We start from the raw sequence: 21,014 nt of genomic DNA on the forward strand, positions 1-21,014 counted from the left end.
GGAGTTTCGATTATGACCGTACGTATCCTGGCTGTGTGTGGCAATGGGCAAGGTAGCTCCATGATCATGAAGATGAAAGTGGACCAGTTTTTAACCCAGTCAAACATTGACCACACGGTGAACAGCTGCGCAGTGGGTGAATACAAAAGTGAACTGAACGGCGCGGACATCATCATCGCCTCAACGCACATTGCCGGCGAGATTAGCGTGTCGGGCAACAAATACGTGGTAGGCGTACGCAACATGCTGTCGCCTGCGGATTTCGGACCAAAGCTGCTGGAAGTGATCAAAGAACACTTCCCACAAGACGTGAAGTAAGGATGCCACATGAAACTACGTGATTCGCTGGCAGAGAATAACTCCATCCTTTTACAGGCCGAAGCAAGCACCTGGCAGGAAGCGGTGAAGCTGAGCGTGGATCTGCTGGTTAAGGCTGACGTTGTCGAGCCGCGTTACTACCAGGCGATTCTGGATGGCGTGGCGCAGCATGGCCCTTACTTTGTGATTGCGCCAGGCCTGGCGATGCCGCATGGCCGCCCGGAAGAGGGCGTCAAGAAAACCGGCTTCGCGCTGGTGACGCTGAAAACCCCGCTGGTGTTCAACCACGAAGATAACGACCCGGTCGACATCCTTATCACTATGGCGGCTGTCGATGCCAATACCCACCAGGAGGTGGGCATCATGCAGATCGTCAATCTGTTTGATGATGAAGCTAATTTTGACCGTTTACGCGCCTGCCGTACCGCGCAGGACGTGCTGGATTTAATTGATAACGCCACTGCGGCGGCCGTTTAAGAGGAATTTAAAATGTCATTACCAATGTTGCAGGTCGCGCTGGATAACCAGACTCTGTCTCACGCTTACGAAACCACCCGTCTGATTGCGGAAGAAGTGGACATCATCGAAGTCGGCACCATTCTGTGCGTGGGCGAAGGCGTTCGTGCGGTTCGTGACCTGAAGGCGCTCTATCCGCATAAAATCGTGCTGGCGGATGCCAAAATCGCCGATGCGGGCAAAATTCTCTCTCGCATGTGCTTTGAAGCCAACGCCGACTGGGTCACCGTGATCTGCTGTGCGGATATCAACACTGCGAAAGGCGCGCTGGACGTGGCGAAGGAGTTCAATGGCGACGTGCAGATTGAACTGACCGGTTTCTGGACCTGGGAGCAGGCGCAGGAGTGGCGCGAAGCAGGTATCCAGCAGGTGGTTTATCACCGCAGCCGTGATGCGCAGGCCGCAGGCGTGGCGTGGGGTGAAGCCGATATCAGCGCGATCAAACGTCTGGCCGATATGGGCTTCAAAGTGACCGTAACCGGTGGCCTGGCGCTGGAAGATCTGCCGCTGTTCAAGGGGATTCCAATTCACGTCTTTATTGCCGGTCGTAGCATTCGCGATGCGGAATCTCCGGTGGAAGCTGCGCGTCAGTTTAAACGCTCAATCGCTCAGCTTTGGGGTTAAGGAGCGGGTATGTTGTCAAAACAGGTCCCGCTTGGCATCTATGAAAAGGCACTCCCTGCGGGGGAGTGCTGGCTGGAGCGGTTACAGCTGGCGAAGCAGCTGGGCTTCGATTTTGTCGAAATGTCGGTGGATGAGACGGACGAGCGTCTTTCTCGCCTCGACTGGAGCCGCGACCAGCGCCTGGCACTGGTAAGCGCCATCGCGGAAACGGGCGTGCGCGTGCCGTCCATGTGCCTGAGCGCTCATCGTCGTTTTCCGCTCGGCAGCGAAGATGATGCCGTGCGCGCGCAGGGGCTGGAGATCATGCGTAAAGCCATCCGCTTTGCGCAGGACGTGGGTATCCGCGTGATCCAGCTGGCGGGTTATGACGTTTACTATCAGGAAGCTAACGATGAAACGCGCCGTCGTTTCCGTGATGGTCTGAAAGAGAGCGTTGAGATGGCCAGCCGTGCGCAGGTGACGCTGGCGATGGAGATCATGGATTATCCGTTGATGAACTCCATCAGCAAGGCGCTGGGCTACGCGCACTATCTGAATAACCCGTGGTTCCAGCTTTATCCGGATATCGGCAACCTGTCGGCATGGGATAACGACGTACAGATGGAGCTTCAGGCGGGCATCGGGCATATCGTGGCGGTGCACGTTAAAGATACCCGTCCCGGCGTGTTTAAAAACGTACCGTTCGGCACCGGGGTGGTGGATTTCGAGCGGTGCTTCCAGACGCTCAAACAGACAGGTTATTGCGGGCCTTACCTGATTGAGATGTGGAGCGAAACCGCGGACGATCCGGCGGCAGAAGTGGCGAAAGCCCGGGACTGGGTGTGCGAGCGCATGGCGCGGGCAGGACTGATGGAGGCGGAACATGCTTAAGCTGAAACAGCAGGTCTTTGAAGCCAATATGGATCTCCCGCGCTATGGACTGGTGACGTTTACCTGGGGCAACGTAAGCGCCATCGATCGCGAGCAGGGGCTGGTGGTGATTAAGCCGAGCGGCGTGGCCTATGACGCCATGAAAGCGGACGATATGGTGGTGGTTGACCTGGAAGGTCAGGTCGTTGAAGGCAAATGGCGTCCCTCTTCTGATACGGCAACCCATCTGGCGCTGTACCAGCGTTACCCGTCCTTGGGGGGGATTGTACATACCCATTCCACGCACGCCACCGCCTGGGCACAGGCCGGGCTGGCGATCCCTACTTTGGGTACAACGCACGCGGACTACTTCTTCGGTGATATTCCCTGCACGCGGGCGTTAACGCAGACTGAGGTCGAAGGCGAGTACGAACTTAACACCGGCAGGGTCATTATCGAAACGCTGGGTGAGACGGAACCACTGCATACGCCGGGTATTGTGGTGTACCAGCATGGTCCATTCTCCTGGGGTAAAGATGCGCATGACGCCGTGCATAACGCGGTGGTGATGGAAGAGGTGGCCAGAATGGCGTGGATTGCGCGCGGCATTAACCCACAGCTTCAGGGCATTGATGATTATCTGATGAACAAGCATTTCATGCGTAAGCACGGCCCGAATGCTTATTACGGGCAGAAGTGAATAAGTGCTCTGGAATACCGAAACAGTTGTAACCGGTGGTATTCCGGAGCCATTCATAAAAAAGCCCCCGGGCAGGGGGCAAATTATATATGGCTTTGATTTTCTTTGGCTTTCCTGGTGCTAGCGATAAAGCGTTACTGGTAAATATCTGCACTGGCGTGCATATTACCGTTGCTGCCGGGCTCACGTGTCAGCATGACGTGATAGTATTTTGCGCCATGCGCATCGGTTTCTTCATTAAGCGCCTGATCTGCTTCACTTTCAGTGGCGAAGTTATGATTGATGTAAATAACGCCTAAGCTCTGCACATCATCCATGTTTCTGGCCTGTTGGCTGTCTATTCTGATGGCTGCCATCGCGTTTGCACTGAGCAAAAGCGCAGCCAAAATGGCGATTGCGATTCTTTTCATGATATGCGCTCCACGACTGCGTGCTGTGATACGGGGGAATGCTCTCCTTCTCTGTTCAGGGTTTCTGATTAAAGTGTAATCGCTACCCGGGTTGGGATGGGTGACCATTTCTGATGATGTTGTTCAAAAAAACAGCGCTTCTGATGAGTGCGATTTTAAATCACCCACTTAGAACAGCTTTACCCTTTGTGCGAATTATTTGTGCAATCAGCTTGAGTTTCCTGGGGGGCGCAAGTATTATGACGCGTCAATTTTTCAGCCGACCTTTAACACGTTCCTTGCCTCCCCGGGCCTCGGCTGACCCAGACAGGAGGCTGAATAATCCGTAAGGAGCAATTCGATGCGTCATTACGAAATCGTTTTTATGGTCCACCCTGACCAGAGCGAACAGGTTCCGGGCATGATCGAGCGTTACTCTGCTGCCATCACTGGTGCAGAAGGCACGATCCACCGTCTGGAAGACTGGGGCCGCCGTCAGCTGGCTTACCCGATCAACAAACTGCACAAAGCACACTACGTTCTGATGAACGTTGAAGCTCCGCAGGAAGTGATCGATGAGCTGGAAACTACCTTCCGCTTCAACGATGCCGTTATCCGCAGCATGGTTATGCGTACCAAACACGCAGTGACCGAAGCATCTCCGATGGTTAAAGCGAAAGACGAGCGCCGTGAGCGTCGCGATGATTTCGCAAACGAAACCGCAGATGATTCTGATGCTGGGGATTCTGAAGAGTAATTTCTGATGACCAACCGTCTGGTGTTGTCCGGCACCGTGTGCAGGACCCCCCTTCGAAAGGTCAGCCCATCAGGAATTCCGCATTGCCAGTTCGTGCTTGAGCATCGTTCTGTGCAAGAGGAAGCCGGGTTTCACCGGCAGGCGTGGTGCCAAATGCCCGTAATTATTAGCGGACACGAAAACCAGGCCATTACTCACAGTTTAACGGTCGGTAGCGCAGTAATCGTTCAGGGGTTCATTTCTTGCCACAAGGCAAAGAACGGCCTGAGCAAAATGGTTCTGCATGCCGAGCAGATTGATTTGATAGATTCTGGAGACTAGCCATATGGCACGTTATTTCCGTCGTCGCAAGTTCTGCCGTTTCACCGCGGAAGGCGTTCAAGAGATCGACTATAAAGATATCGCAACGCTGAAAAACTACATCACCGAAAGCGGTAAGATTGTCCCAAGCCGTATCACCGGTACTCGTGCAAAATATCAGCGTCAGCTGGCTCGCGCTATCAAACGCGCTCGCTACCTGTCTCTGCTGCCGTACACTGATCGTCATCAGTAATCGGGCACGGTCCATTAATACGACTTTAAGAGGATAAGGTAATGCAAGTTATTCTGCTTGATAAAGTAGCAAACCTGGGCAGCCTGGGTGATCAGGTAAACGTTAAAGCGGGTTACGCTCGTAACTTCCTGGTTCCACAGGGTAAAGCTGTTCCAGCTACTAAGAAAAACGTAGAGTTTTTCGAAGCACGTCGTGCTGAACTGGAAGCCAAACTGGCTGACGTTCTGGCGGCTGCTAACGCTCGCGCTGAAGCAATCAACGCACTGGGCACCGTTACCATCGCGTCCAAAGCTGGCGACGAAGGTAAACTGTTCGGTTCCATCGGTACCCGCGATATCGCTGATGCAGTTACTGCGGCAGGCGTTAAAGTGGCTAAGAGCGAAGTTCGTCTGCCGAACGGCGTTCTGCGTACCACTGGTGAGCACGAAGTTGACTTCCAGGTTCACAGCGAAGTGTTCGCTAAACTGGTTGTTAACGTAGTAGCTGAGTAATTTTTTACTCTGCTCGCGTCGAAGCGCCGGCCTTGTGCCGGCGTTTTGCTTTTTAGCGTGACCCTGCGTCATCTTTTGCTCTTGTAAGGTCGCTATTCCTGACGCATTCTCTGATAATAAATTGAAACGCAATTTTATTTATGAGATTTGTCATGGATACTGCTCTGCCCACGCCCGTCTTTGCCCGTCGAAATGTGGCCTATGCCTGCGCCACGCTCTGCTGTCTGCTTTGGGGAAGCTCGTACCCGGCCATTAAAAGTGGCTACGAACTCTTTCAGATCGCGACCGATGATATCCCCTCCAAAGTCGTCTTTGCCGGATACCGTTTTCTGTTTGCCGGCGCGTTGCTGCTGCTTTTTGCCCTGGCCCAGCGAAAACCGATTGGCAGGCTCACGCCCACGCAGTTTGGCCAGCTCACGATCCTCGGACTGACCCAGACCTCCCTCCAGTACACCTTCTTTTATATCGGCCTGGCCTACACGACCGGGGTGAACGGCTCCATCATGAATGCCACCGGGACCTTCTTCAGCGTGCTGCTGGCGCACTTTATCTACCACAACGACAAACTCAGCTATAACAAAACGCTGGGGTGTGTTCTGGGCTTTGCCGGGGTGATGCTGGTGAACTTCCACAGCGGGTTAAGTGAGTTCCAGTTTGTGTGGAAAGGTGACGGATTTGTGGTGCTGGCCGCCTTTATTCTCTCTGCGGCCACGCTTTACGGGAAACGCATTTCCCAGACCGTTGACCCGACGGTGATGACGGGATGGCAGCTGGGGATAGGCGGGGCGGCACTGGTTGCGGGAGGCTATGCCACGGGCGGGACGCTGGAGGTGCACAGCATGAAAGCCGTCGCCGTGCTGGGGTATCTGACGCTGCTCTCATCCGTGGCGTTCGCCCTGTGGAGCGCGCTGCTGAAAGTAAACCGCGTGAGTATGATTGCCCCGTTCAACTTTGTCATACCTGTAGCAGGGACGGTGCTCTCCGCCATCTTCCTCGGCGAAAACATTCTGGACATCAAATACGCGATTGCGCTGGTGCTGGTCTGCTCGGGGATCTGGTGGGTGAATAAACGGCGTGCCTGAGAACAAAAGTGCCGGGTGGCGGCATCGCCTTACCCGGCCTGGGCCATTAACGTGCTCTGATGAAACTGCCGTCCGGCTGGCGGGTAAACAGTACCTGCTGCCCGTTTCCGGTATCGATCGTTAACCCGGTCACCACGCCGCTGGCATTCTGACGGATCTGCACCATCTGACCATTTTGCAGGTTGCTGAGCGGCTTGCCTGCCCCCTCGACTTGCGCCATGGCATACACATCCGTTGCTGGCAAATTGTGGTCGCGGAACAGCTGGGCAAGAGTTTTCCCAGGCTCTACGCGATACGAACGCCACTGCTGCTCAATGCCGGTGGGCTGTTGCGCCTGTGGCTCTGAAGGGGTGGCGGCCTGCTCCTGATCTTCCTGAACCGGTTCAGGTTCAACCGGCGCAACCTGGCCCGGATCGTTAGACGGTGTGACCAGCTGCGTCTGCATCGGCTGTGAACCAGGCTGCGGCTGGCTTTGCGACTGGATATCCAGCTCAGCATTCCGGCTGACCGGCGCGGTATCAACGTTGTCACTGCCGGAAGGAAGCAGGAAGCCGATGACGATCAGCAACGCGCCGATGATAATGCCTCTGCGATGCAAAGGCGGCAGCGGGTCCATGATGCGAAAGTTATCCGGCGCATGCCAGATTTTCGCCAGGGTAGGTTTCAGTTCAAATCGCCCGGGCATGGCTCTCCTCCTGCTCCGCGTCTTTTTATCCTGTCCTGAGAAGTGTAGTTTGCTAACTGCCTGATGGGCGTAACAAAGCCAGCTTTCGTGACATATATTAGGGAAAATCCTGACGGCTACTATTGTTTCCGTTTCGTCGGAGTTTGTCACCTTTACTTAAGACAAAGTTTTACCCATAAGGGCATGGCTGATATGCTGCCCGCTACTTTAAATGTGATGGAAGGAAAACCCATGACCACCCCGACTTTTGACACTATCGAAGCGCAGGCAAGCTACGGCATCGGCTTGCAGGTAGGACAGCAGCTGAGCGAATCCGGCCTGGAAGGTCTGTTACCGGAAGCGCTGGTGGCGGGTATCGCTGACGCGCTGGAAGGCAAGCAGCCCGCTGTGCCGGTTGACGTTGTGCACCGTGCGCTGCGTGAAATCCACGAACGTGCTGACGCCGTACGTCGCGCGCGTTTCGAAGAGATGGCGGCAGAAGGCGTGAAATATCTGGAAGAGAACCGTGAGCGTGAAGGCGTGAACAGCACCGAGTCCGGCTTGCAGTTCCGCGTAATCAATCAGGGTGATGGCGCAATCCCGGCGCGTACCGACCACGTTCGCGTACACTACACCGGTAAGCTGATCGACGGTACCGTGTTCGACAGCTCCGTCGCGCGTGGCGAACCGGCTGAGTTCCCGGTCAACGGCGTTATCGCAGGCTGGATCGAAGCCCTGACCCTGATGCCAGTAGGTTCCAAATGGGAACTGACTATCCCGCACAACCTGGCTTACGGCGAGCGTGGCGCTGGCGCGTCCATTCCGCCATTCAGCACCCTGGTGTTTGAAGTCGAGCTGCTGGAAATCCTGTAATCGGTTTTTCTTATTTTCCTCTCTCCGATCGGGGAGAGGAAAATAGCGATAAAACCCGGAGTTACGACGGAATCAACATTTTGTATTGCAAACGAAACTGTTACGTGTATTTTTGTGAGCTGTTTCGCGCTGTATGAGTGATATGACACTCACTTTCAACATATTATTAACATAATATTCAAATCATAGTATTCATCCCGCCGATTCTTACCTACTATCGATTAGTCCTTACACAGGGGCCGTCATTTATTTGGCGTAAATAAAGGCCAGAAGAGCCTTAACAACACAGACAGGCATAAACAGGAAAATATCACATGGTAGATCAGGTCAAAGTCGCCGCCGCAGAAGAGGCGACGTCTGAACAGTCGCTACGGCGAAATCTCACGAACCGTCACATTCAGCTTATTGCCATTGGCGGAGCCATCGGCACAGGGCTGTTTATGGGCTCGGGCAAAACCATCAGTCTTGCCGGCCCGTCGATCATCTTCGTTTATATGATCATCGGTTTTATGCTCTTTTTCGTGATGCGTGCAATGGGTGAATTGCTGCTCTCGAATCTTGAATACAAATCCTTCAGCGACTTCGCGTCAGACCTGCTCGGCCCGTGGGCGGGCTATTTTACCGGCTGGACCTACTGGTTCTGCTGGGTGGTCACCGGCATGGCTGACGTTGTGGCCATCACGGCGTACGCGCAATTCTGGTTCCCAGGGCTATCGGACTGGGTGGCTTCGCTGGCGGTGATTGTCCTGCTGCTGAGCCTGAACCTCGCCACCGTTAAAATGTTCGGTGAGATGGAGTTCTGGTTCGCGATGATCAAAATCGTCGCCATCATCGCGCTGATTGTCGTCGGGCTGGTGATGGTGCTGACGCACTTCCAGTCGCCAACCGGCGTACAGGCGTCGTTTGCCCATCTGTGGAATGACGGCGGCTGGTTCCCGAAAGGGATCAGCGGCTTCTTTGCCGGCTTCCAGATTGCGGTGTTCGCGTTTGTCGGGATTGAGCTGGTCGGTACCACGGCGGCGGAAACCAAAGATCCGGAGAAATCCCTGCCGCGCGCGATCAACTCCATTCCGCTGCGTATCATCATGTTCTACGTATTCGCGCTGATCGTCATTATGTCCGTGACGCCATGGAGTTCGGTGGTGCCAACCAAGAGCCCGTTCGTCGAGCTGTTCGTGCTGGTGGGACTGCCTGCTGCCGCGAGCCTGATTAACTTCGTGGTGCTGACCTCTGCGGCCTCTTCCGCGAACAGCGGCGTCTTCTCCACCAGCCGTATGCTGTTCGGTCTGGCGCAGGAGGGCGTTGCTCCGAGCGCGTTTGCCAAACTGTCTAAACGCGCGGTACCGGCGAAAGGGCTGACCTTCTCCTGCATCTGTCTGCTGGGCGGTGTGGTGATGCTCTACGTCAACCCGAGCGTAATCGGCGCGTTCACCATGATCACTACGGTGTCGGCGATCCTGTTCATGTTCGTCTGGACCATTATCCTCTGCTCATACCTGGTGTACCGCAAACAGCGTCCACACCTGCATGAGAAGTCGATCTACAAGATGCCGCTGGGCAAGCTGATGTGCTGGGTGTGCATGGCGTTCTTCGTCTTCGTGCTGGTGCTGCTGACGCTGGAAGAAGATACCCGCCAGGCGCTGATCGTCACGCCGCTGTGGTTTATTGCGCTGGGGCTGGGCTGGCTGTTTATCGGTAAGAAACGTATGGCGAGCATGCGTTAAGCATGTTGCCGGGTGGCGCTGACGCTTACCCGGCCTACGTTCGCGGACGTTGTAGGCCCGGTAAGCGCTAGCGCCGCCGGGCTTTTTTATTCCCCCGCTAATGCACGCGGGAACAGAACGTTATTCTCAAGACTGATGTGTTCCATCAGATCGTCGATCATCTCGTTAATGCCGTTGTACATGGCTTTCCAGGTGGTGCACGCCTCTGGCGGCGGTGTGACGTTGTCGGTGGTGTGTTTAATCACTTCCAGCAGTTCGCCGGCGTCATCATGTTCGCTTTCCATCACGCTGATGGGCCCCATGGCCTGGCTGCCCATGCCCTGTTTGATCATCGGGAAGAGGATCTGCTCCTCTTTCATCATGTGGCTGGAAAGTTCTTCGTGCAGCATGGTCAGGTATTTCGCCAGGCCGCGCGGTACGGAAGGTTTATCGGCATGAACGCGTTCAACTTTGGTCGCCTGTAAAATCAGCTCCGGCAGCTGCTCGCGGTGACGATCGTGGTAACGCACAATGATATGGTCGATGATTTCAGCCAGCGGCGCAGTGCGCCAGTCTTTGTCGACGGGCTGTTCAGCCAGCTGAGCCAGCTCCGCTTCGATAGCCTCTACATCCAGCTCTTTACGCGACGCTGCGCGCGCCAGCGTTTGCTTACCACCGCAGCAGTAATCCATATCATATTTACGGAACAGCGTAGAAGCGCGAGGGATGGAGAGCGCCAGCTCGCCTAAGGGTTGGTCGCGGAAGGCCATAGCAGTTACCTCATCATCAGAAATATAAGATGCATTTTAAATGCATCTTTAAGTGGATACTATAACCCTTTAGAGGCAAGGGTGAAAACGAGAAAGGGATCACAAAAAAAGCATGCTTTTAACTTGCTGATTGAATGCAGAAAAGGGCTTTCGAAAGTTTTTAAAGGTGGAGAAACAGTAAACAACCTGCCGCGCGTGCCGATAGATACAGGTCAGACAATACCTGTATATAAATAAGGCAACGCATGTTTAAACGTATAAAAGTCATTACTCTTTTGATTTCGGTGCTGCTTGTGCTCGGCATCATGCAGCTGATCTCCGCTGGCATTTTCATTAACGCGCTCAATAACGATAAAGAGAACTTCACCGTTTCTCAGCTTTCCAGCCAGAACGTCGCGGAGTTTACCGACGCCTGGATCAGCCTGAACCAGGCGCGCGTCACCCTCAACCGCGGCATGCTGCGCCTGCAAAGCAGCATGGCGTCGCAGATTAACGGCGGGCAGCTGAACGAACTGGTCAATACCGCGAAAAACCTGCTGGCCGATGCCCAGACCCATTACGATAAATACTATGCGCTGCCGGAAACGCCGGGTATGGACGAGCACCTGGCCGATCGCCTGGAAGAGCAGTACCGCGTCTACTCCGCCACGCTGACGCAAATGAACGTTCTGCTGGGGCAGGGCAATCTGGAAGATATGTTCAAACAAAATGCCGAACAGAAACAGACCGCGATGCAAAAGGTTTATCGCGAGTGGCGTGAGGCGCAGGCCGCGCTGACCGCCAAAGGTATCCAGGACAATGAAAGCGACTACAAACGCATTCTGTGGATCCTTTCTGCGGTGATGCTGCTGGTGATCGCGGTGATTATTTCCAGCTGGATTGCGATGCGCCGCGTGCTGCTGCTGCCGCTGGAAGAGGTGATCAACCATATCCGCGCCATTGCCGCAGGGGATTTAACCCAGCCGATTCAGGCTGAGGGTAAAAATGAAATGGCGATCCTGGCGCGCAACGTTCAGGAGATGCAGACTGCGCTGGCCAACACGGTGGGCGTGGTGCGTGAAGGCGCAGATACCATCTACACTGGCGCGGGTGAAATCTCGGCGGGCAGCAACGATCTCTCCTCCCGTACCGAACAGCAGGCCGCTTCTCTGGAAGAGACGGCAGCCAGCATGGAACAGTTAACCGCTACCGTGAAGCAAAACGCCGATAACGCGCGTCAGGCGTCACGCCTGGCGCTGGACGCCTCCTCCACCGCGAAGAAGGGCGGTAACGTGGTGGAAGGCGTGGTGCGGACGATGGACGAAATCGCCACCAGTTCCAGCAAAATCGCGCAAATTACTAACGTGATCGACGGCATTGCTTTCCAGACCAATATTCTGGCGCTGAACGCGGCGGTAGAAGCGGCGCGCGCGGGCGAGCAGGGACGTGGCTTCGCGGTTGTCGCGGGCGAGGTGCGTACCCTTGCCCAGCGCAGTGCGCAGGCGGCGAAAGAGATCAAAGCGCTGATCGATGATTCCGGCGAACGCGTCAACGCGGGTTCTCAGCTGGTGAATGAGGCGGGCGCGACGATGGCGGAGATCGTCAATGCGGTTACGCGCGTGACGGACATCATGGGTGAGATTGCGTCGGCCTCCGACGAACAGAGCCGCGGTATCGACCAGGTGGGTCAGGCGGTGGCGGAGATGGATCGCGTCACCCAGCAGAATGCCTCGCTGGTGGAAGAGTCTGCGGCGGCAGCGGCGGCACTGGAAGATCAGGCTGCACGCCTGAACGACGCGGTGGCGGTGTTTAAGATCACCCGCAACCGGGCGGTGAAAGCCGCGCCGGTAAAGACCTATGCACCTAAAGCGCAGCCCGTCGCGGCGGCGTCTGAAGCGAACTGGGAAACGTTCTGATACTGTGCCGGGTGGCGCTGACGCTTACCCGGCCTACGGTTTTGTAGGCCCTGCAAGCGAAGCGCCGCCGGGCGAAAAGCTCACCCCTCCGACGCCGGAACGACCATCGGTTTTTCCGGCTTCGCTCTCACCGCAATCACCACCCCAACGACCAGCAGCGCGATCCCGCAGGCCGTTAGTAACGGCGGCACGCTCTGGCGCATCAGGAAGGTATAGAGCAGCCCGGCCAGTGTCTCAAAGACAATCAGCGGCCCTAATATCACCGTCGGCAGCTTCTGGCTGGCAATGTTCCAGCACAGCGCGCCCACCCACGAACAGAGCACGGCAATGGCGACCATTAGCCCGACGAATACCCACGGGCGCGGTCCGAGGGGCAGGGTAAATGCCGGTTGCTGGCTACCCAGCCAGACACACGCGCCCACATAGCCCAGCAACGAGACAGGGAGGGTGACCAGCGCCTGCGCCGTGGCCCACATCATCGGATGCTTATCCGGGTTTTCCCGCAGCCAGCGTGCGTTGCGCAGGGCATACCAGGCCCAACAGACAACCGAAATAAACGCCAGAAAGATCCCTGAACCGTAACGCCACAAGCTGAAGTTTTCGAGGCCGTGGCGAAGCTCGGCAATATTCACGCACACCAGCCCCACGGCAATGCAGACCAGCGCCGGCGCCATTTTTGACCACGCCAGTTTGCCGTCACGCTGGCTGTAAAGCAGGTTCGCGAAAACCGGGATGACCACCGGCAGCGTGCCGATAATCATGGTCGACACCGGCGCACCGGTGCGCTGAATGGCGCTCGCCAGACAGACGTAGTAGATCAGATTACCCATCATGGTCAGCGCCAGCGCGGTGAGCCAGTCCTGGCGGCCCAGCTGACGCAGACGCGTGCGCCCCAGCCACGCCAGCGGCACGGCAATCAGCCCCAGCGCCAGGTAACGTCCGGTCGACTGCAATATTGCCGGGTACTCCGGCACAATCAGCGGGCCGACAAAAATCAGCCCCCACATCAAACCCGCAAGCAGGGCATACAACACGCCGCTAATCATTTTTCCATCCATCTTGATTCACTTTGCGCTCAGTGTAGAAGGGCAAAACGGGCGCGTATTGTATGAGGTTGCGCATTAGCGCGGCATAACCTGTTTCTGGTAGCGCACGGGTGTGATGCCGTAGCGACGGGTGAAGGCGCGGGTCAGGTGCGACTGATCGGTCAGCCCGGTCGCGGCGGCCACCTCGGCGGCAGGCATGCCATGGGTGAGGAATGCTTTGGCGCGCCACAGCCGGATGGCCATCAGCATCTGGTGGGGCGTAACGTGGAAATGGGCTTTGAACTGGCGCTGAAAATGGTACGGGCTGAGCGAGACAACGTTAGCCAGCTCGTCCAGGGTCAGCGAGCGCATATAGTTGTCGTGCAGGTAGTCGCGAACGCGTTCGAAGCGGTGCGTGGCCTCCTGCACCACCGGCGCATGGTGGGCCAGCGGCTGAAAAGTCTGAATCAAATCCAGTAGCAGCCCCTTCTGCGCCAGCGGATCGTCCGTGTGCCACAGGCCATAAATCAACTGGCCTATCTGTTGCGAGCGCAGCGGATCGTGACGCGTGACGTCGCTAAACCACCAGTGACGCAGGCCAGTGACCTCTTCCAGCAGGTCGGGTTCGATGTAGACCATCCGGTAGCGCCAGCCGCCTTCAGTGGCGGATTCCCCGGTGTGGATCTCGTCCGGGTTCATGGTCACGACGGATTTTTCCGCGGCAAGATGCTGGGTACCGCGATAGCGGAAGCGTTCGGCACCGGTTTCGATGGTGCCGATACCGAAGGCTTCATGAGTGTGCGGCTCGAAGGCGTAGTCAGAGATATGGGCGTGATAAAGCTCCAGGCCCGGCAGCTGCGCCAGATGGCGAAAGCGCGCGCTGTCTCTCTCATCAGTGAACTGTTCCGGTACGCCTTGCACGGTGAGCCTCCTTGTGGGTCATCGCTTCATTATCAGAGATGACCCGAGGGGACGCCACAAAAAATAACCAATTTTTAACAACTACAGGATGGCTTTGACGCTTTCCGCCAGCGGTGTGGTTGGGCGGCCAATGAGCTTGCTCAGGGTATGGCTGTCGTCGAACAGGCCGCCTTTGGACGCGCCGGTGTCGGAGTCCGCCAGCATTTCCGCCAGCCCGGCAGGCAGACCAACGCCCTTCAGCGCAGCGGCGAAATCGGCTTCGCTGAGGTTCTGATACGTTACCGGCTTACCGCTCTGCTTGCTCAGTTCCGCAGCCAGTTCGCTCAGCGTCCAGGCATTATCACCCGCCAGTTCATACACCTTGCCGGCATGACCCTCTTCAGAAATCACTTTCGCTGCCGCCGCCGCGTAATCCGCACGGGTCGCAGAGGCAATTTTGCCTTCGCCTGCGGCCCCCATAAACACGCCGTGTTCCAGCGCTGGCGGCGCGCTTGCCAGGTAGTTTTCGGTGTACCAGCCGTTGCGCAGCAGGGCGTAAGGCACGCCGGAGGCCGCCAGGGCATTTTCGGTTTCGACGTGCTCAACGTGCAGACCCAGCGGGGATTTGTCAGCATGCAGCAGGCTGGTATAGGCGATGAATTTCACCCCGGCGGCTTTGGCGGCGTTTATCACGTTCTGGTGCTGTACGGCGCGCTGGCCCACTTCGCTGGAGGAGATGAGCAGCAGTTTATCCACGCCGTTCAGCGCGGTGGTAAATGCGGCTTCATCGGTGTAATCCGCCTGACGCACAACGACCCCTTGCTGACGCAACGCTTCGGCTTTCGCCAGGTTACGCACAATAGCCACGATCTGGCTGGCCGGAACGGTTTTCAGTAGTTCTTCAATAACGTGTTGGCCAAGCTGGCCGGTTGCGCCGGTAATCGCGATCATGATGAATCTCCTTCGTGTTTGTCTGGTGTTGTGGCACACTATCACCTTAACTAACTTTTAGTAAGTACGTACAAAAAGGTAAGTATGAAAACAACAATACCAACGCTCAGCGAGCAAATGCGCGATGGCAACCTCTTTGCGGAACAGTGCCCGTCACGGGAGGTGCTCAAACACGTAACCAGCCGCTGGGGCGTGCTGATCCTGGTGGCGTTACGTCAGGGGACGCATCGCTTCAGCGATCTGCGCCGCAAGATGGGCGGCGTCAGCGAGAAGATGCTGGCTCAGTCTTTACAGGCGCTGGAACATGACGGGTTTGTCGATCGCGTGTCGTATCCGGTCGTGCCGCCGCATGTGGAGTATAGCCTGACGCCGCTGGGGCGGGAGGTAAGCGAGAAGGTGGCCGCGCTGGCCGACTGGATTGAGGTCAATACGCCGCAGGTGATGGCGAATAGGGACGAGCGTGCGGCATGAAATGCCGGGTGGCGCTTGCGCTTACCCGGCCTACGGGATCGAGGATTGCGGGTAGGCCGGGTAAGGCGAAGCCGCCACCCGGCACAATCATCGCTACCTGCTCAAATCCACCTGATAAATCGCGAACCCAATATCATCCGTCGCGACCTTTTGCATCGGATACTGCGCCTTATCCTTGATAAACGCGGCTGCTTTATCGGACGGAGATGTCTCAAAGCGAATATCCAGCTTAGTGTCGCTGTGGATCGGCGCAAGTCGCCAGTTGTTATCCACCGCCGGATGAATTTCACCCGCCTTTTTCGACTCCGCGCTGATCCACGCCGCCAGCACCGAACGGTTCTCATCCGGTGAGGCAAAGGCGATATGGCTGTCACCCGTACCGGCAAACTTACCGCCATAGGCGCGGTAGTTGTTGGTCACCACCAGGAAAGTGGCATTCGGATCAATCGCTTTGCCGTTGAAGGTCAGGTTTTTGATGCGTTCTGCCTGCGGATTAATGGCCTGACATTCGCCGTCATATTTCGCGGGCTGGGTAACGTCAATCTGATAATCCACGCCGTCGATCACGTCGAAGTTGTAGGTGCGGAAACCGTCCCAGTTAATCAGCGACTGCGGTTTGCTGCTGTGCGGATCGATCTGGTTGAACTGTCCGGCAGAGCACTCCAGCCACTCCTTCACCTCTTTCCCGGTGGCTTTCACCACCACGAGTGTGTTGGGATAGAGGTAGAGATCGGCGGCATTACGGAAGGTCAGCTGGCCTTTTTCCACCTCAACGTAGCTGGCCGGATCGTTCTTACGTCCGCCCACTTTGAATGGCGCCGCGGCAGACAGTACCGGCAGATTTGCCAGATCCGGATCGCCCTGAATATAGTGCTCCGCATAGGCTTTCTGCGCCATGTTGACTACCTGCACGGTCGGGTCATCCTGTACCAGCGCGAGGAAGCTGTACATGTTATCAGCCGATTTACCGATCGGCTTGCTGACAAATTCACGCGTCGCGTCGTGGTCATGCTTCAGGACGTCGACCAGCTTTTTATCTTCCCCTGCCAGAGATTTTTTGGCCGCAGCGTCGTAGATCGGACGCGCTTCCGCTTTCGACTGCGTGACTTTCCAGCTTCCGCTGTCGTTATTCAGCACCAGATCCACCACGCCAAGGTGGTCACCCCACATGCCCGGCATCACCGATGGCACACCGTTGAGCGTCCCTTTTTCGATGTCCGCGCCTTTGATATCAGCGAAATCTTTGCCCGGGAAGACGGCATGGGCGTGACCAAACAGGATCGCATCCACGCCCGGCACCTGGCTGAGATAGTACACGGAGTTCTCAGCCATCACCTGATACGGGTCGGCCGAGAGGCCGGAGTGGGCCACGACGACCACCACATCCGCCCCTTTCGCCCGCATCTCCGGCACGTATTTGCGCGCGGTTTCGGTAATGTCGTTGACGGTTACTTTCCCGTCGAGGTTGGCTTTATCCCACGTCATGATCTGCGGCGGTACAAAACCGATATAGCCGATTTTCAGCGTCTGTTTTTTACCGTCCTGGTCGACAACCTCGGTCTCTTTAATCAGATAAGGGGTGAAGAGCGGCTTCTTCGTCTTAACGTCGATGATATTGGCGTTAACGTACGGGAATTTTGCCCCTGCCAGCGCGTCGTGCAGGTATTTCAGACCGTAGTTAAATTCGTGGTTGCCCAGGTTGCCAACCGCATAATCCAGGGTGTTCATCGCTTTATAGACAGGGTGGATCTCGCCTTTTTTCAGCCCCTTCGCCGCCATGTAGTCGCCGAGCGGGCTGCCCTGAATTAAGTCCCCGTTATCGACCAGCACGCTGTTTTTCACTTCACCGCGGGCGGCGTTGATCAAACTTGCCGTGCGTACCAGTCCGAATTTTTCCGTAGGGGTATCTTTGTAGTAATCGAAGTCCATCATATTGCTGTGCAGATCGGTGGTTTCCAGAATACGGAGATCCACCGTCGCTGCCTGAACGCTTGCCGCAATCAGCGTTGCCAGGAGCGTTGCGCTAAACTTAATCATCTGAGGAGTCCTTTTTTCGATCCAAGCCACAAAAGAATATGTATGTAGTATTTGTTGCTTACAGAAGTGTGAATGCTGCCAGAAAAAAGGGCGCTGAAACCAGAATTGCTTCACAGATAGCGGAATTGTTCACATTACGATATAACTAAAACAATAAGTTATGCCCACTGCGTTAACGAAGAGGTGGAGAATGTTAGATAAAATTTGTCAGCTCGCACGGGATGCGGGTGATGCCATTATGCAGGTGTACGACGGTGCGAAACCGATGGATGTTGTCAGCAAAGCGGATGACTCCCCGGTGACGGCGGCGGATATCGCGGCGCATGCGGTGATCTTGAAAGGTTTGCAGGCCCTGACGCCGGATATTCCGGTCCTTTCTGAAGAAGCGCCCCAGAGCTGGGATGAACGTCAGCACTGGCAGCGTTACTGGCTTGTCGACCCGCTGGACGGCACGAAAGAGTTTATCAAGCGTAACGGTGAATTCACCGTCAACATCGCTCTGATTGAAAACGGGAAAGCGGTACTGGGCGTGGTTTATGCCCCGGTGATGAAGGTGATGTACAGCGCGGCGGAAGGTAAAGCCTGGAAGGAAGAGTGCGGCGTGCGTAAGCAGATCCAGGTGCGTGATGCCCGTCCTCCGCTGGTGGTGATCAGCCGCTCGCACAGTGACAGCGAGCTGGAGGAGTATCTGCAACAGCTGGGTGAACACCAGACGACGTCGATTGGCTCGTCGCTGAAGTTCTGTCTGGTGGCGGAAGGGCAGGCGCAGCTGTACCCCCGTTTCGGGCCGACGAACGTCTGGGATACGGCGGCAGGGCATGCGGTGGCGGCGGCCGCTGGCGCGCATGTGCATGACTGGCAGGGTAAGCCACTGGACTACACCCCGCGCGAGTCATTCCTGAATCCGGGCTTCCGGGTGTCACTTTACTGAGTCAGCAGCTTATGCAGCAGGGCAACCACCTGCTGCACCTCATCCTGCGTCAGCGCGCCGTCTTTAACCCACTCTACGCGACCGTTTTTGTCCAGCACGACAATCGCTGAACTCTCCTCTTCCAGCTGCCACGCCTTACGCGTCACGCCGTTGCTGTCGACAATAAACTGCGACCAGGGATAGAGCTTCTTATTGCTCTCAAGGCTTGAGCGCACAAACATGCCGGAGCCGGGAATGGCGTCGTCGGTGTTCACGATGGTGGTGGTCTGGTAGCGATCGTGCGGGAGTTTTGCGGCCTTGATCGCCTCCACGAGGGTAGCGTTTTTCTCTTTAGCGGATGTACGTCCGGCAATATGTTGTACAACTCTCACTTTGCCCGCAAGCTGCGCGCTATTCCAGGCTTTATAGCTAAACTTATCATTGTCGAGAATCAATTCTCCCCGGTCAGCAATCCCGACCGGCGGGACACGTTGTCCTTTTTCAATGTTGTGTGCGGAAGCCATCAGCGGCAGCAACAGGCAAGCTGCTGCCAGGAGGTTACGTAGGGTCATGGTGTTTCCTTATTGTTAGCAGGTGATCCGACCACTTGGTCATGCGCTTTTAATCATAAGTGCGATCAATAGGCTTTTCCCGCAATCCCGATGCCAGTTTGCGGGCGAACGCACATATCTATGCAAAAACGACGGCATATACTGCGCTGTATCACGCTTTGCAAAGATTATTCTGAATAATTGTAATCAAACGGTAAATAAACTTATGCACACTGGGTAAGTACGAGGTTCTGGTCTATAGTCATTGGGCATCAAAATTTGCGCTCAGGACAGTCGGGCCGATTGTGGCACCGCAAGAGCGTATGATTCGCAGGAGATACAAGAATGAAAATTTTCCAACGCTACAACCCGCTTCAGGTGGCGAAGTACGTGAAGATCCTGTTCCGTGGACGGTTGTACATCAAGGATGTTGGCGCTTTTGAGTTCGATAAGGGAAAAATCCTTATTCCGAAAGTGAAGGACAAACAGCACTTGTCTGTGATGTCCGAAGTCAACCGTCAGGTTATGCGTCTGCAAACAGAGATGGCTTAACCAACGTGCTATGCAGTAGTTGTTAAAAAGACGGCTCCCGACGGGAGCCGTTGATGTTTGTGGGGCATACAAAGGATTACGCCGACACCTTCTCTTCCGCATCCGGCAGTTTCGGCACCAGCACGGTCGGTTTGCTATCAATACGCGTTACCAGCAGCTGATCGATGCGGTAGTTATCGATATCCACCACTTCAAACTTGAAGCCGGAGAACTTCACCGAGTCGGTACGTTTCGGGATTTTACGCAGCATAAACATCATAAAGCCGCCGATGGTCTCGTAGTTTCCGGACTGCGGGAACTCGTCGATGTCGAGCACGCGCATGACGTCTTCAATCGGCGTACCGCCATCGATGAGCCATGAATTTTCGTCACGCTGAACAATCTGCTCTTCCAGCCCCTGGCCGACCAGGTCGCCCATCAGGGTCGTCATAACGTCGTTGAGGGTGATAATGCCCACCACCAGCGCGTATTCGTTCATGATCACCGCGAAGTCTTCCCCGGCGGTTTTGAAACTTTCCAGCGCTTCGGAGAGCGTCAGGGTGTCCGGCACAATCAGGGTGTTGCGGATCTGCACGCCGCTGTTCAGCGCCAGGCTCTGGTTTGCCAGCACGCGGTTCAGCAGGTCTTTGGAGTCCACATAGCCGATGATATGGTCGATATCTTCGTTACAGACCAGGAACTTGGAATGTGGATGCTGCGCCACTTTGGTCTTCAGGCTCTGCTCGTCTTCATGCAGATCGAACCAGATGATGTTTTCACGGCCGGTCATGGAGGACGGCACGGTACGGGATTCCAGTTCGAAAACGTTCTCAATCAGCTCGTGCTCCTGCTTGCGCAGCACGCCTGCCAGCGCCCCGGCTTCCACCACGGCATAAATATCATCGGAGGTGATGTCGTCTTTACGCACCATCGGCAGCTTGAAGATGCGGAAAATGACGTTCGCCAGGCCGTTAAAGAACCACACCAGCGGACGGAAGACATAAAGGCAGAAGCGCATCGGGTTGATGATACGCAAAGCCACAGCTTCTGGCGCAATCATACCGATGCGTTTCGGGGTCAGGTCCGCGAATAAAATGAACAAGCCGGTCACCAGGGAGAAGGAGAGGATGAAGCTCAACTGCTCGGCCAGCTCTACGGACATGTACTTAACAAAGAGGCCATAAAACGCCGGAGAAAACGCTGCATCACCCACGATACCGCCAAGAATGGCGACCGCGTTCAGGCCAATCTGCACCACGGTAAAGAACATGCCGGGATTTTCCTGCATTTTCAGAATGCGTGATGCGTTGATGTTGCCCTCGTCGGCAAGCAGCTTCAGTTTGATTTTACGGGAGGCAGCCAGCGAGATCTCCGATATCGAGAAAAATGCACTGACGGCAATAAGACAAAGTATTACTAAAATACTGTTTAACATAGTTTATCCGGCTTCTCGC

Annotated in this window: 25 protein-coding genes; 16 read left to right on the plus strand and 9 right to left on the minus strand. The window is 55.8% G+C overall.

Annotation, left to right across the window (positions count from 1 at the left end; genetic code table 11):
- The first annotated feature begins 12 nt into the window (after nucleotides 1-12).
- Genes ulaB through BFV63_RS02190 form a run of 5 tightly spaced genes read left to right on the plus strand, consistent with a single transcriptional unit; the run spans nucleotide 13 to nucleotide 3,007 of the window.
- A complete protein-coding gene (ulaB, locus tag BFV63_RS02170; RefSeq protein WP_003856022.1) occupies nucleotides 13-318 on the plus strand; it encodes a PTS ascorbate transporter subunit IIB in 306 nt (101 codons plus the stop codon).
- A gap of 9 nt (nucleotides 319-327) precedes the next feature.
- Complete coding sequence (gene ulaC, locus BFV63_RS02175; protein ID WP_003856024.1) at nucleotides 328-795, plus strand: PTS ascorbate transporter subunit IIA; 468 nt, start codon at nucleotides 328-330, stop codon at nucleotides 793-795.
- 12 nt (nucleotides 796-807) lie between these two features.
- Entirely contained in the window at nucleotides 808-1,458 is a 651-nt protein-coding gene (ulaD, locus tag BFV63_RS02180; RefSeq protein WP_003856025.1) for a 3-keto-L-gulonate-6-phosphate decarboxylase UlaD, read from the plus strand.
- Between the two features lie 9 nt (nucleotides 1,459-1,467).
- The gene (locus BFV63_RS02185) at nucleotides 1,468-2,328 is read left to right on the plus strand and encodes an L-ribulose-5-phosphate 3-epimerase (protein ID WP_023324046.1); all 861 of its coding nucleotides are present in this window, start codon (nucleotides 1,468-1,470) and stop codon (nucleotides 2,326-2,328) included.
- On the plus strand, nucleotides 2,321-3,007 hold the full coding sequence (locus BFV63_RS02190) for an L-ribulose-5-phosphate 4-epimerase (RefSeq protein WP_048241509.1): 687 nt from the start codon (nucleotides 2,321-2,323) through the stop codon (nucleotides 3,005-3,007). The genes BFV63_RS02185 and BFV63_RS02190 overlap by 8 nt, the downstream gene beginning before the upstream one ends.
- Nucleotides 3,008-3,141: 134 nt before the next feature.
- Here the strand turns inward: BFV63_RS02190 and yjfY are convergent, their stop codons facing one another.
- Nucleotides 3,142-3,417: a DUF1471 family protein YjfY gene (gene yjfY / locus BFV63_RS02195; protein WP_023324048.1), complete on the minus strand. Its 276-nt coding sequence runs from the start codon at nucleotides 3,415-3,417 to the stop codon at nucleotides 3,142-3,144.
- Between the two features lie 340 nt (nucleotides 3,418-3,757).
- On the opposite strand from yjfY, the gene rpsF reads away from it, so the two are divergent.
- From rpsF to BFV63_RS02220, 5 genes are all read left to right on the plus strand, one after another.
- A complete protein-coding gene (gene rpsF, locus BFV63_RS02200; RefSeq protein ID WP_003856034.1) occupies nucleotides 3,758-4,153 on the plus strand; it encodes a 30S ribosomal protein S6 in 396 nt (131 codons plus the stop codon).
- 6 nt (nucleotides 4,154-4,159) lie between these two features.
- Complete coding sequence (priB, locus tag BFV63_RS02205) at nucleotides 4,160-4,474, plus strand: primosomal replication protein N (protein ID WP_003856035.1); 315 nt, start codon at nucleotides 4,160-4,162, stop codon at nucleotides 4,472-4,474.
- A 4-nt stretch (nucleotides 4,475-4,478) separates the two neighbouring features.
- On the plus strand, nucleotides 4,479-4,706 hold the full coding sequence (gene rpsR / locus BFV63_RS02210; RefSeq protein WP_000135199.1) for a 30S ribosomal protein S18: 228 nt from the start codon (nucleotides 4,479-4,481) through the stop codon (nucleotides 4,704-4,706).
- A gap of 41 nt (nucleotides 4,707-4,747) precedes the next feature.
- Nucleotides 4,748-5,197, plus strand: a complete 450-nt coding sequence (rplI, locus tag BFV63_RS02215) for a 50S ribosomal protein L9 (RefSeq protein WP_003856039.1) — start codon at nucleotides 4,748-4,750, stop codon at nucleotides 5,195-5,197.
- 152 nt (nucleotides 5,198-5,349) lie between these two features.
- On the plus strand, nucleotides 5,350-6,279 hold the full coding sequence (locus tag BFV63_RS02220) for a DMT family transporter (protein ID WP_017383942.1): 930 nt from the start codon (nucleotides 5,350-5,352) through the stop codon (nucleotides 6,277-6,279).
- Between the two features lie 46 nt (nucleotides 6,280-6,325).
- Here the strand turns inward: BFV63_RS02220 and BFV63_RS02225 are convergent, their stop codons facing one another.
- A complete protein-coding gene (locus BFV63_RS02225) occupies nucleotides 6,326-6,964 on the minus strand; it encodes an OapA family protein (protein ID WP_023315270.1) in 639 nt (212 codons plus the stop codon).
- Between the two features lie 231 nt (nucleotides 6,965-7,195).
- On the opposite strand from BFV63_RS02225, the gene fklB reads away from it, so the two are divergent.
- Together fklB and cycA are read left to right on the plus strand one after the other, a co-directional pair.
- Nucleotides 7,196-7,816: a BamJ family beta-barrel-assembly machinery protein gene (gene fklB, locus BFV63_RS02230; protein ID WP_008502892.1), complete on the plus strand. Its 621-nt coding sequence runs from the start codon at nucleotides 7,196-7,198 to the stop codon at nucleotides 7,814-7,816.
- Nucleotides 7,817-8,130: 314 nt separating this feature from the next.
- Nucleotides 8,131-9,540: a D-serine/D-alanine/glycine transporter gene (cycA, locus tag BFV63_RS02235; RefSeq protein WP_003856045.1), complete on the plus strand. Its 1,410-nt coding sequence runs from the start codon at nucleotides 8,131-8,133 to the stop codon at nucleotides 9,538-9,540.
- An 86-nt stretch (nucleotides 9,541-9,626) separates the two neighbouring features.
- On the opposite strand, the gene ytfE is transcribed toward cycA, so the two are convergent.
- Complete coding sequence (gene ytfE / locus BFV63_RS02240) at nucleotides 9,627-10,289, minus strand: iron-sulfur cluster repair protein YtfE (protein WP_069597428.1); 663 nt, start codon at nucleotides 10,287-10,289, stop codon at nucleotides 9,627-9,629.
- Between the two features lie 245 nt (nucleotides 10,290-10,534).
- Between ytfE and BFV63_RS02245 the strand changes: the two genes are divergently transcribed.
- Nucleotides 10,535-12,184, plus strand: coding sequence for a methyl-accepting chemotaxis protein (locus BFV63_RS02245; protein WP_048241504.1), 1,650 nt, complete (start codon nucleotides 10,535-10,537; stop codon nucleotides 12,182-12,184).
- Between the two features lie 80 nt (nucleotides 12,185-12,264).
- Here BFV63_RS02245 and BFV63_RS02250 read toward each other — a convergent pair whose 3' ends face one another.
- The 3 genes from BFV63_RS02250 to BFV63_RS02260 form a co-directional block, all read right to left on the minus strand.
- Nucleotides 12,265-13,230, minus strand: a complete 966-nt coding sequence (locus tag BFV63_RS02250; RefSeq protein ID WP_047054035.1) for a DMT family transporter — start codon at nucleotides 13,228-13,230, stop codon at nucleotides 12,265-12,267.
- A gap of 75 nt (nucleotides 13,231-13,305) precedes the next feature.
- Nucleotides 13,306-14,130, minus strand: coding sequence for an AraC family transcriptional regulator (locus BFV63_RS02255; protein WP_023315272.1), 825 nt, complete (start codon nucleotides 14,128-14,130; stop codon nucleotides 13,306-13,308).
- A gap of 81 nt (nucleotides 14,131-14,211) precedes the next feature.
- On the minus strand, nucleotides 14,212-15,060 hold the full coding sequence (locus tag BFV63_RS02260; RefSeq protein ID WP_022650267.1) for an SDR family oxidoreductase: 849 nt from the start codon (nucleotides 15,058-15,060) through the stop codon (nucleotides 14,212-14,214).
- Between the two features lie 84 nt (nucleotides 15,061-15,144).
- Here BFV63_RS02260 and BFV63_RS02265 point away from each other — a divergent pair, with 84 nt between their 5' ends.
- Nucleotides 15,145-15,531 (plus strand): winged helix-turn-helix transcriptional regulator, encoded by a 387-nt coding sequence (locus BFV63_RS02265; protein WP_022650268.1) that lies wholly within the window; start codon nucleotides 15,145-15,147, stop codon nucleotides 15,529-15,531.
- A 93-nt stretch (nucleotides 15,532-15,624) separates the two neighbouring features.
- On the opposite strand, the gene BFV63_RS02270 is transcribed toward BFV63_RS02265, so the two are convergent.
- Entirely contained in the window at nucleotides 15,625-17,568 is a 1,944-nt protein-coding gene (locus BFV63_RS02270) for a bifunctional 2',3'-cyclic-nucleotide 2'-phosphodiesterase/3'-nucleotidase (RefSeq protein ID WP_032608365.1), read from the minus strand.
- Between the two features lie 190 nt (nucleotides 17,569-17,758).
- On the opposite strand from BFV63_RS02270, the gene cysQ reads away from it, so the two are divergent.
- The gene (gene cysQ / locus BFV63_RS02275) at nucleotides 17,759-18,499 is read left to right on the plus strand and encodes a 3'(2'),5'-bisphosphate nucleotidase CysQ (protein WP_003856050.1); all 741 of its coding nucleotides are present in this window, start codon (nucleotides 17,759-17,761) and stop codon (nucleotides 18,497-18,499) included.
- Here cysQ and BFV63_RS02280 read toward each other — a convergent pair.
- Nucleotides 18,493-19,050 (minus strand): YtfJ family protein, encoded by a 558-nt coding sequence (locus tag BFV63_RS02280; RefSeq protein ID WP_022650270.1) that lies wholly within the window; start codon nucleotides 19,048-19,050, stop codon nucleotides 18,493-18,495. The two genes, cysQ and BFV63_RS02280, sit on opposite strands and share 7 nt — an antisense overlap.
- Nucleotides 19,051-19,374: 324 nt before the next feature.
- Here BFV63_RS02280 and BFV63_RS02285 point away from each other — a divergent pair, with 324 nt between their 5' ends.
- Nucleotides 19,375-19,581 carry a DUF1107 domain-containing protein gene (locus BFV63_RS02285; protein ID WP_003856054.1) on the plus strand — a complete coding sequence of 69 codons (207 nt, stop codon included), beginning with the start codon at nucleotides 19,375-19,377 and terminating at the stop codon, nucleotides 19,579-19,581.
- A 76-nt stretch (nucleotides 19,582-19,657) separates the two neighbouring features.
- On the opposite strand, the gene paeA is transcribed toward BFV63_RS02285, so the two are convergent.
- Complete coding sequence (paeA, locus tag BFV63_RS02290) at nucleotides 19,658-20,995, minus strand: polyamine export protein PaeA (protein WP_022650272.1); 1,338 nt, start codon at nucleotides 20,993-20,995, stop codon at nucleotides 19,658-19,660.
- Nucleotides 20,996-21,014: the final 19 nt, after the last annotated feature.

Origin of the sequence: Enterobacter hormaechei subsp. xiangfangensis (assembly GCF_001729785.1) — a bacterium.
In the GTDB taxonomy this organism is placed as follows: Bacteria; Pseudomonadota; Gammaproteobacteria; order Enterobacterales; family Enterobacteriaceae; genus Enterobacter; species Enterobacter hormaechei_C.

Bases quoted from the DNA above. Each gene is read 5' to 3' on its own strand.
- rplI (WP_003856039.1), top strand. From the start codon at position 4,748: ATGCAAGTTATTCTGCTTGATAAAGTAGCAAACCTGGGCAGCCTGGGT.
- BFV63_RS02265 (WP_022650268.1), top strand. From the start codon at position 15,145: ATGAAAACAACAATACCAACGCTCAGCGAGCAAATGCGCGATGGCAAC.
- BFV63_RS02225 (WP_023315270.1), bottom strand. From the start codon at position 6,964: ATGCCCGGGCGATTTGAACTGAAACCTACCCTGGCGAAAATCTGGCAT.
- ytfE (WP_069597428.1), bottom strand. From the start codon at position 10,289: ATGGCCTTCCGCGACCAACCCTTAGGCGAGCTGGCGCTCTCCATCCCT.
- yjfY (WP_023324048.1), bottom strand. From the start codon at position 3,417: ATGAAAAGAATCGCAATCGCCATTTTGGCTGCGCTTTTGCTCAGTGCA.
- fklB (WP_008502892.1), top strand. From the start codon at position 7,196: ATGACCACCCCGACTTTTGACACTATCGAAGCGCAGGCAAGCTACGGC.
- BFV63_RS02285 (WP_003856054.1), top strand. From the start codon at position 19,375: ATGAAAATTTTCCAACGCTACAACCCGCTTCAGGTGGCGAAGTACGTG.
- ulaD (WP_003856025.1), top strand. From the start codon at position 808: ATGTCATTACCAATGTTGCAGGTCGCGCTGGATAACCAGACTCTGTCT.
- BFV63_RS02245 (WP_048241504.1), top strand. From the start codon at position 10,535: ATGTTTAAACGTATAAAAGTCATTACTCTTTTGATTTCGGTGCTGCTT.
- cycA (WP_003856045.1), top strand. From the start codon at position 8,131: ATGGTAGATCAGGTCAAAGTCGCCGCCGCAGAAGAGGCGACGTCTGAA.
- BFV63_RS02280 (WP_022650270.1), bottom strand. From the start codon at position 19,050: ATGACCCTACGTAACCTCCTGGCAGCAGCTTGCCTGTTGCTGCCGCTG.
- BFV63_RS02220 (WP_017383942.1), top strand. From the start codon at position 5,350: ATGGATACTGCTCTGCCCACGCCCGTCTTTGCCCGTCGAAATGTGGCC.
- cysQ (WP_003856050.1), top strand. From the start codon at position 17,759: ATGTTAGATAAAATTTGTCAGCTCGCACGGGATGCGGGTGATGCCATT.
- BFV63_RS02260 (WP_022650267.1), bottom strand. From the start codon at position 15,060: ATGATCGCGATTACCGGCGCAACCGGCCAGCTTGGCCAACACGTTATT.
- rpsF (WP_003856034.1), top strand. From the start codon at position 3,758: ATGCGTCATTACGAAATCGTTTTTATGGTCCACCCTGACCAGAGCGAA.
- ulaB (WP_003856022.1), top strand. From the start codon at position 13: ATGACCGTACGTATCCTGGCTGTGTGTGGCAATGGGCAAGGTAGCTCC.
- BFV63_RS02185 (WP_023324046.1), top strand. From the start codon at position 1,468: ATGTTGTCAAAACAGGTCCCGCTTGGCATCTATGAAAAGGCACTCCCT.
- ulaC (WP_003856024.1), top strand. From the start codon at position 328: ATGAAACTACGTGATTCGCTGGCAGAGAATAACTCCATCCTTTTACAG.
- BFV63_RS02190 (WP_048241509.1), top strand. From the start codon at position 2,321: ATGCTTAAGCTGAAACAGCAGGTCTTTGAAGCCAATATGGATCTCCCG.
- BFV63_RS02270 (WP_032608365.1), bottom strand. From the start codon at position 17,568: ATGATTAAGTTTAGCGCAACGCTCCTGGCAACGCTGATTGCGGCAAGC.
- rpsR (WP_000135199.1), top strand. From the start codon at position 4,479: ATGGCACGTTATTTCCGTCGTCGCAAGTTCTGCCGTTTCACCGCGGAA.
- paeA (WP_022650272.1), bottom strand. From the start codon at position 20,995: ATGTTAAACAGTATTTTAGTAATACTTTGTCTTATTGCCGTCAGTGCA.
- priB (WP_003856035.1), top strand. From the start codon at position 4,160: ATGACCAACCGTCTGGTGTTGTCCGGCACCGTGTGCAGGACCCCCCTT.
- BFV63_RS02250 (WP_047054035.1), bottom strand. From the start codon at position 13,230: ATGATTAGCGGCGTGTTGTATGCCCTGCTTGCGGGTTTGATGTGGGGG.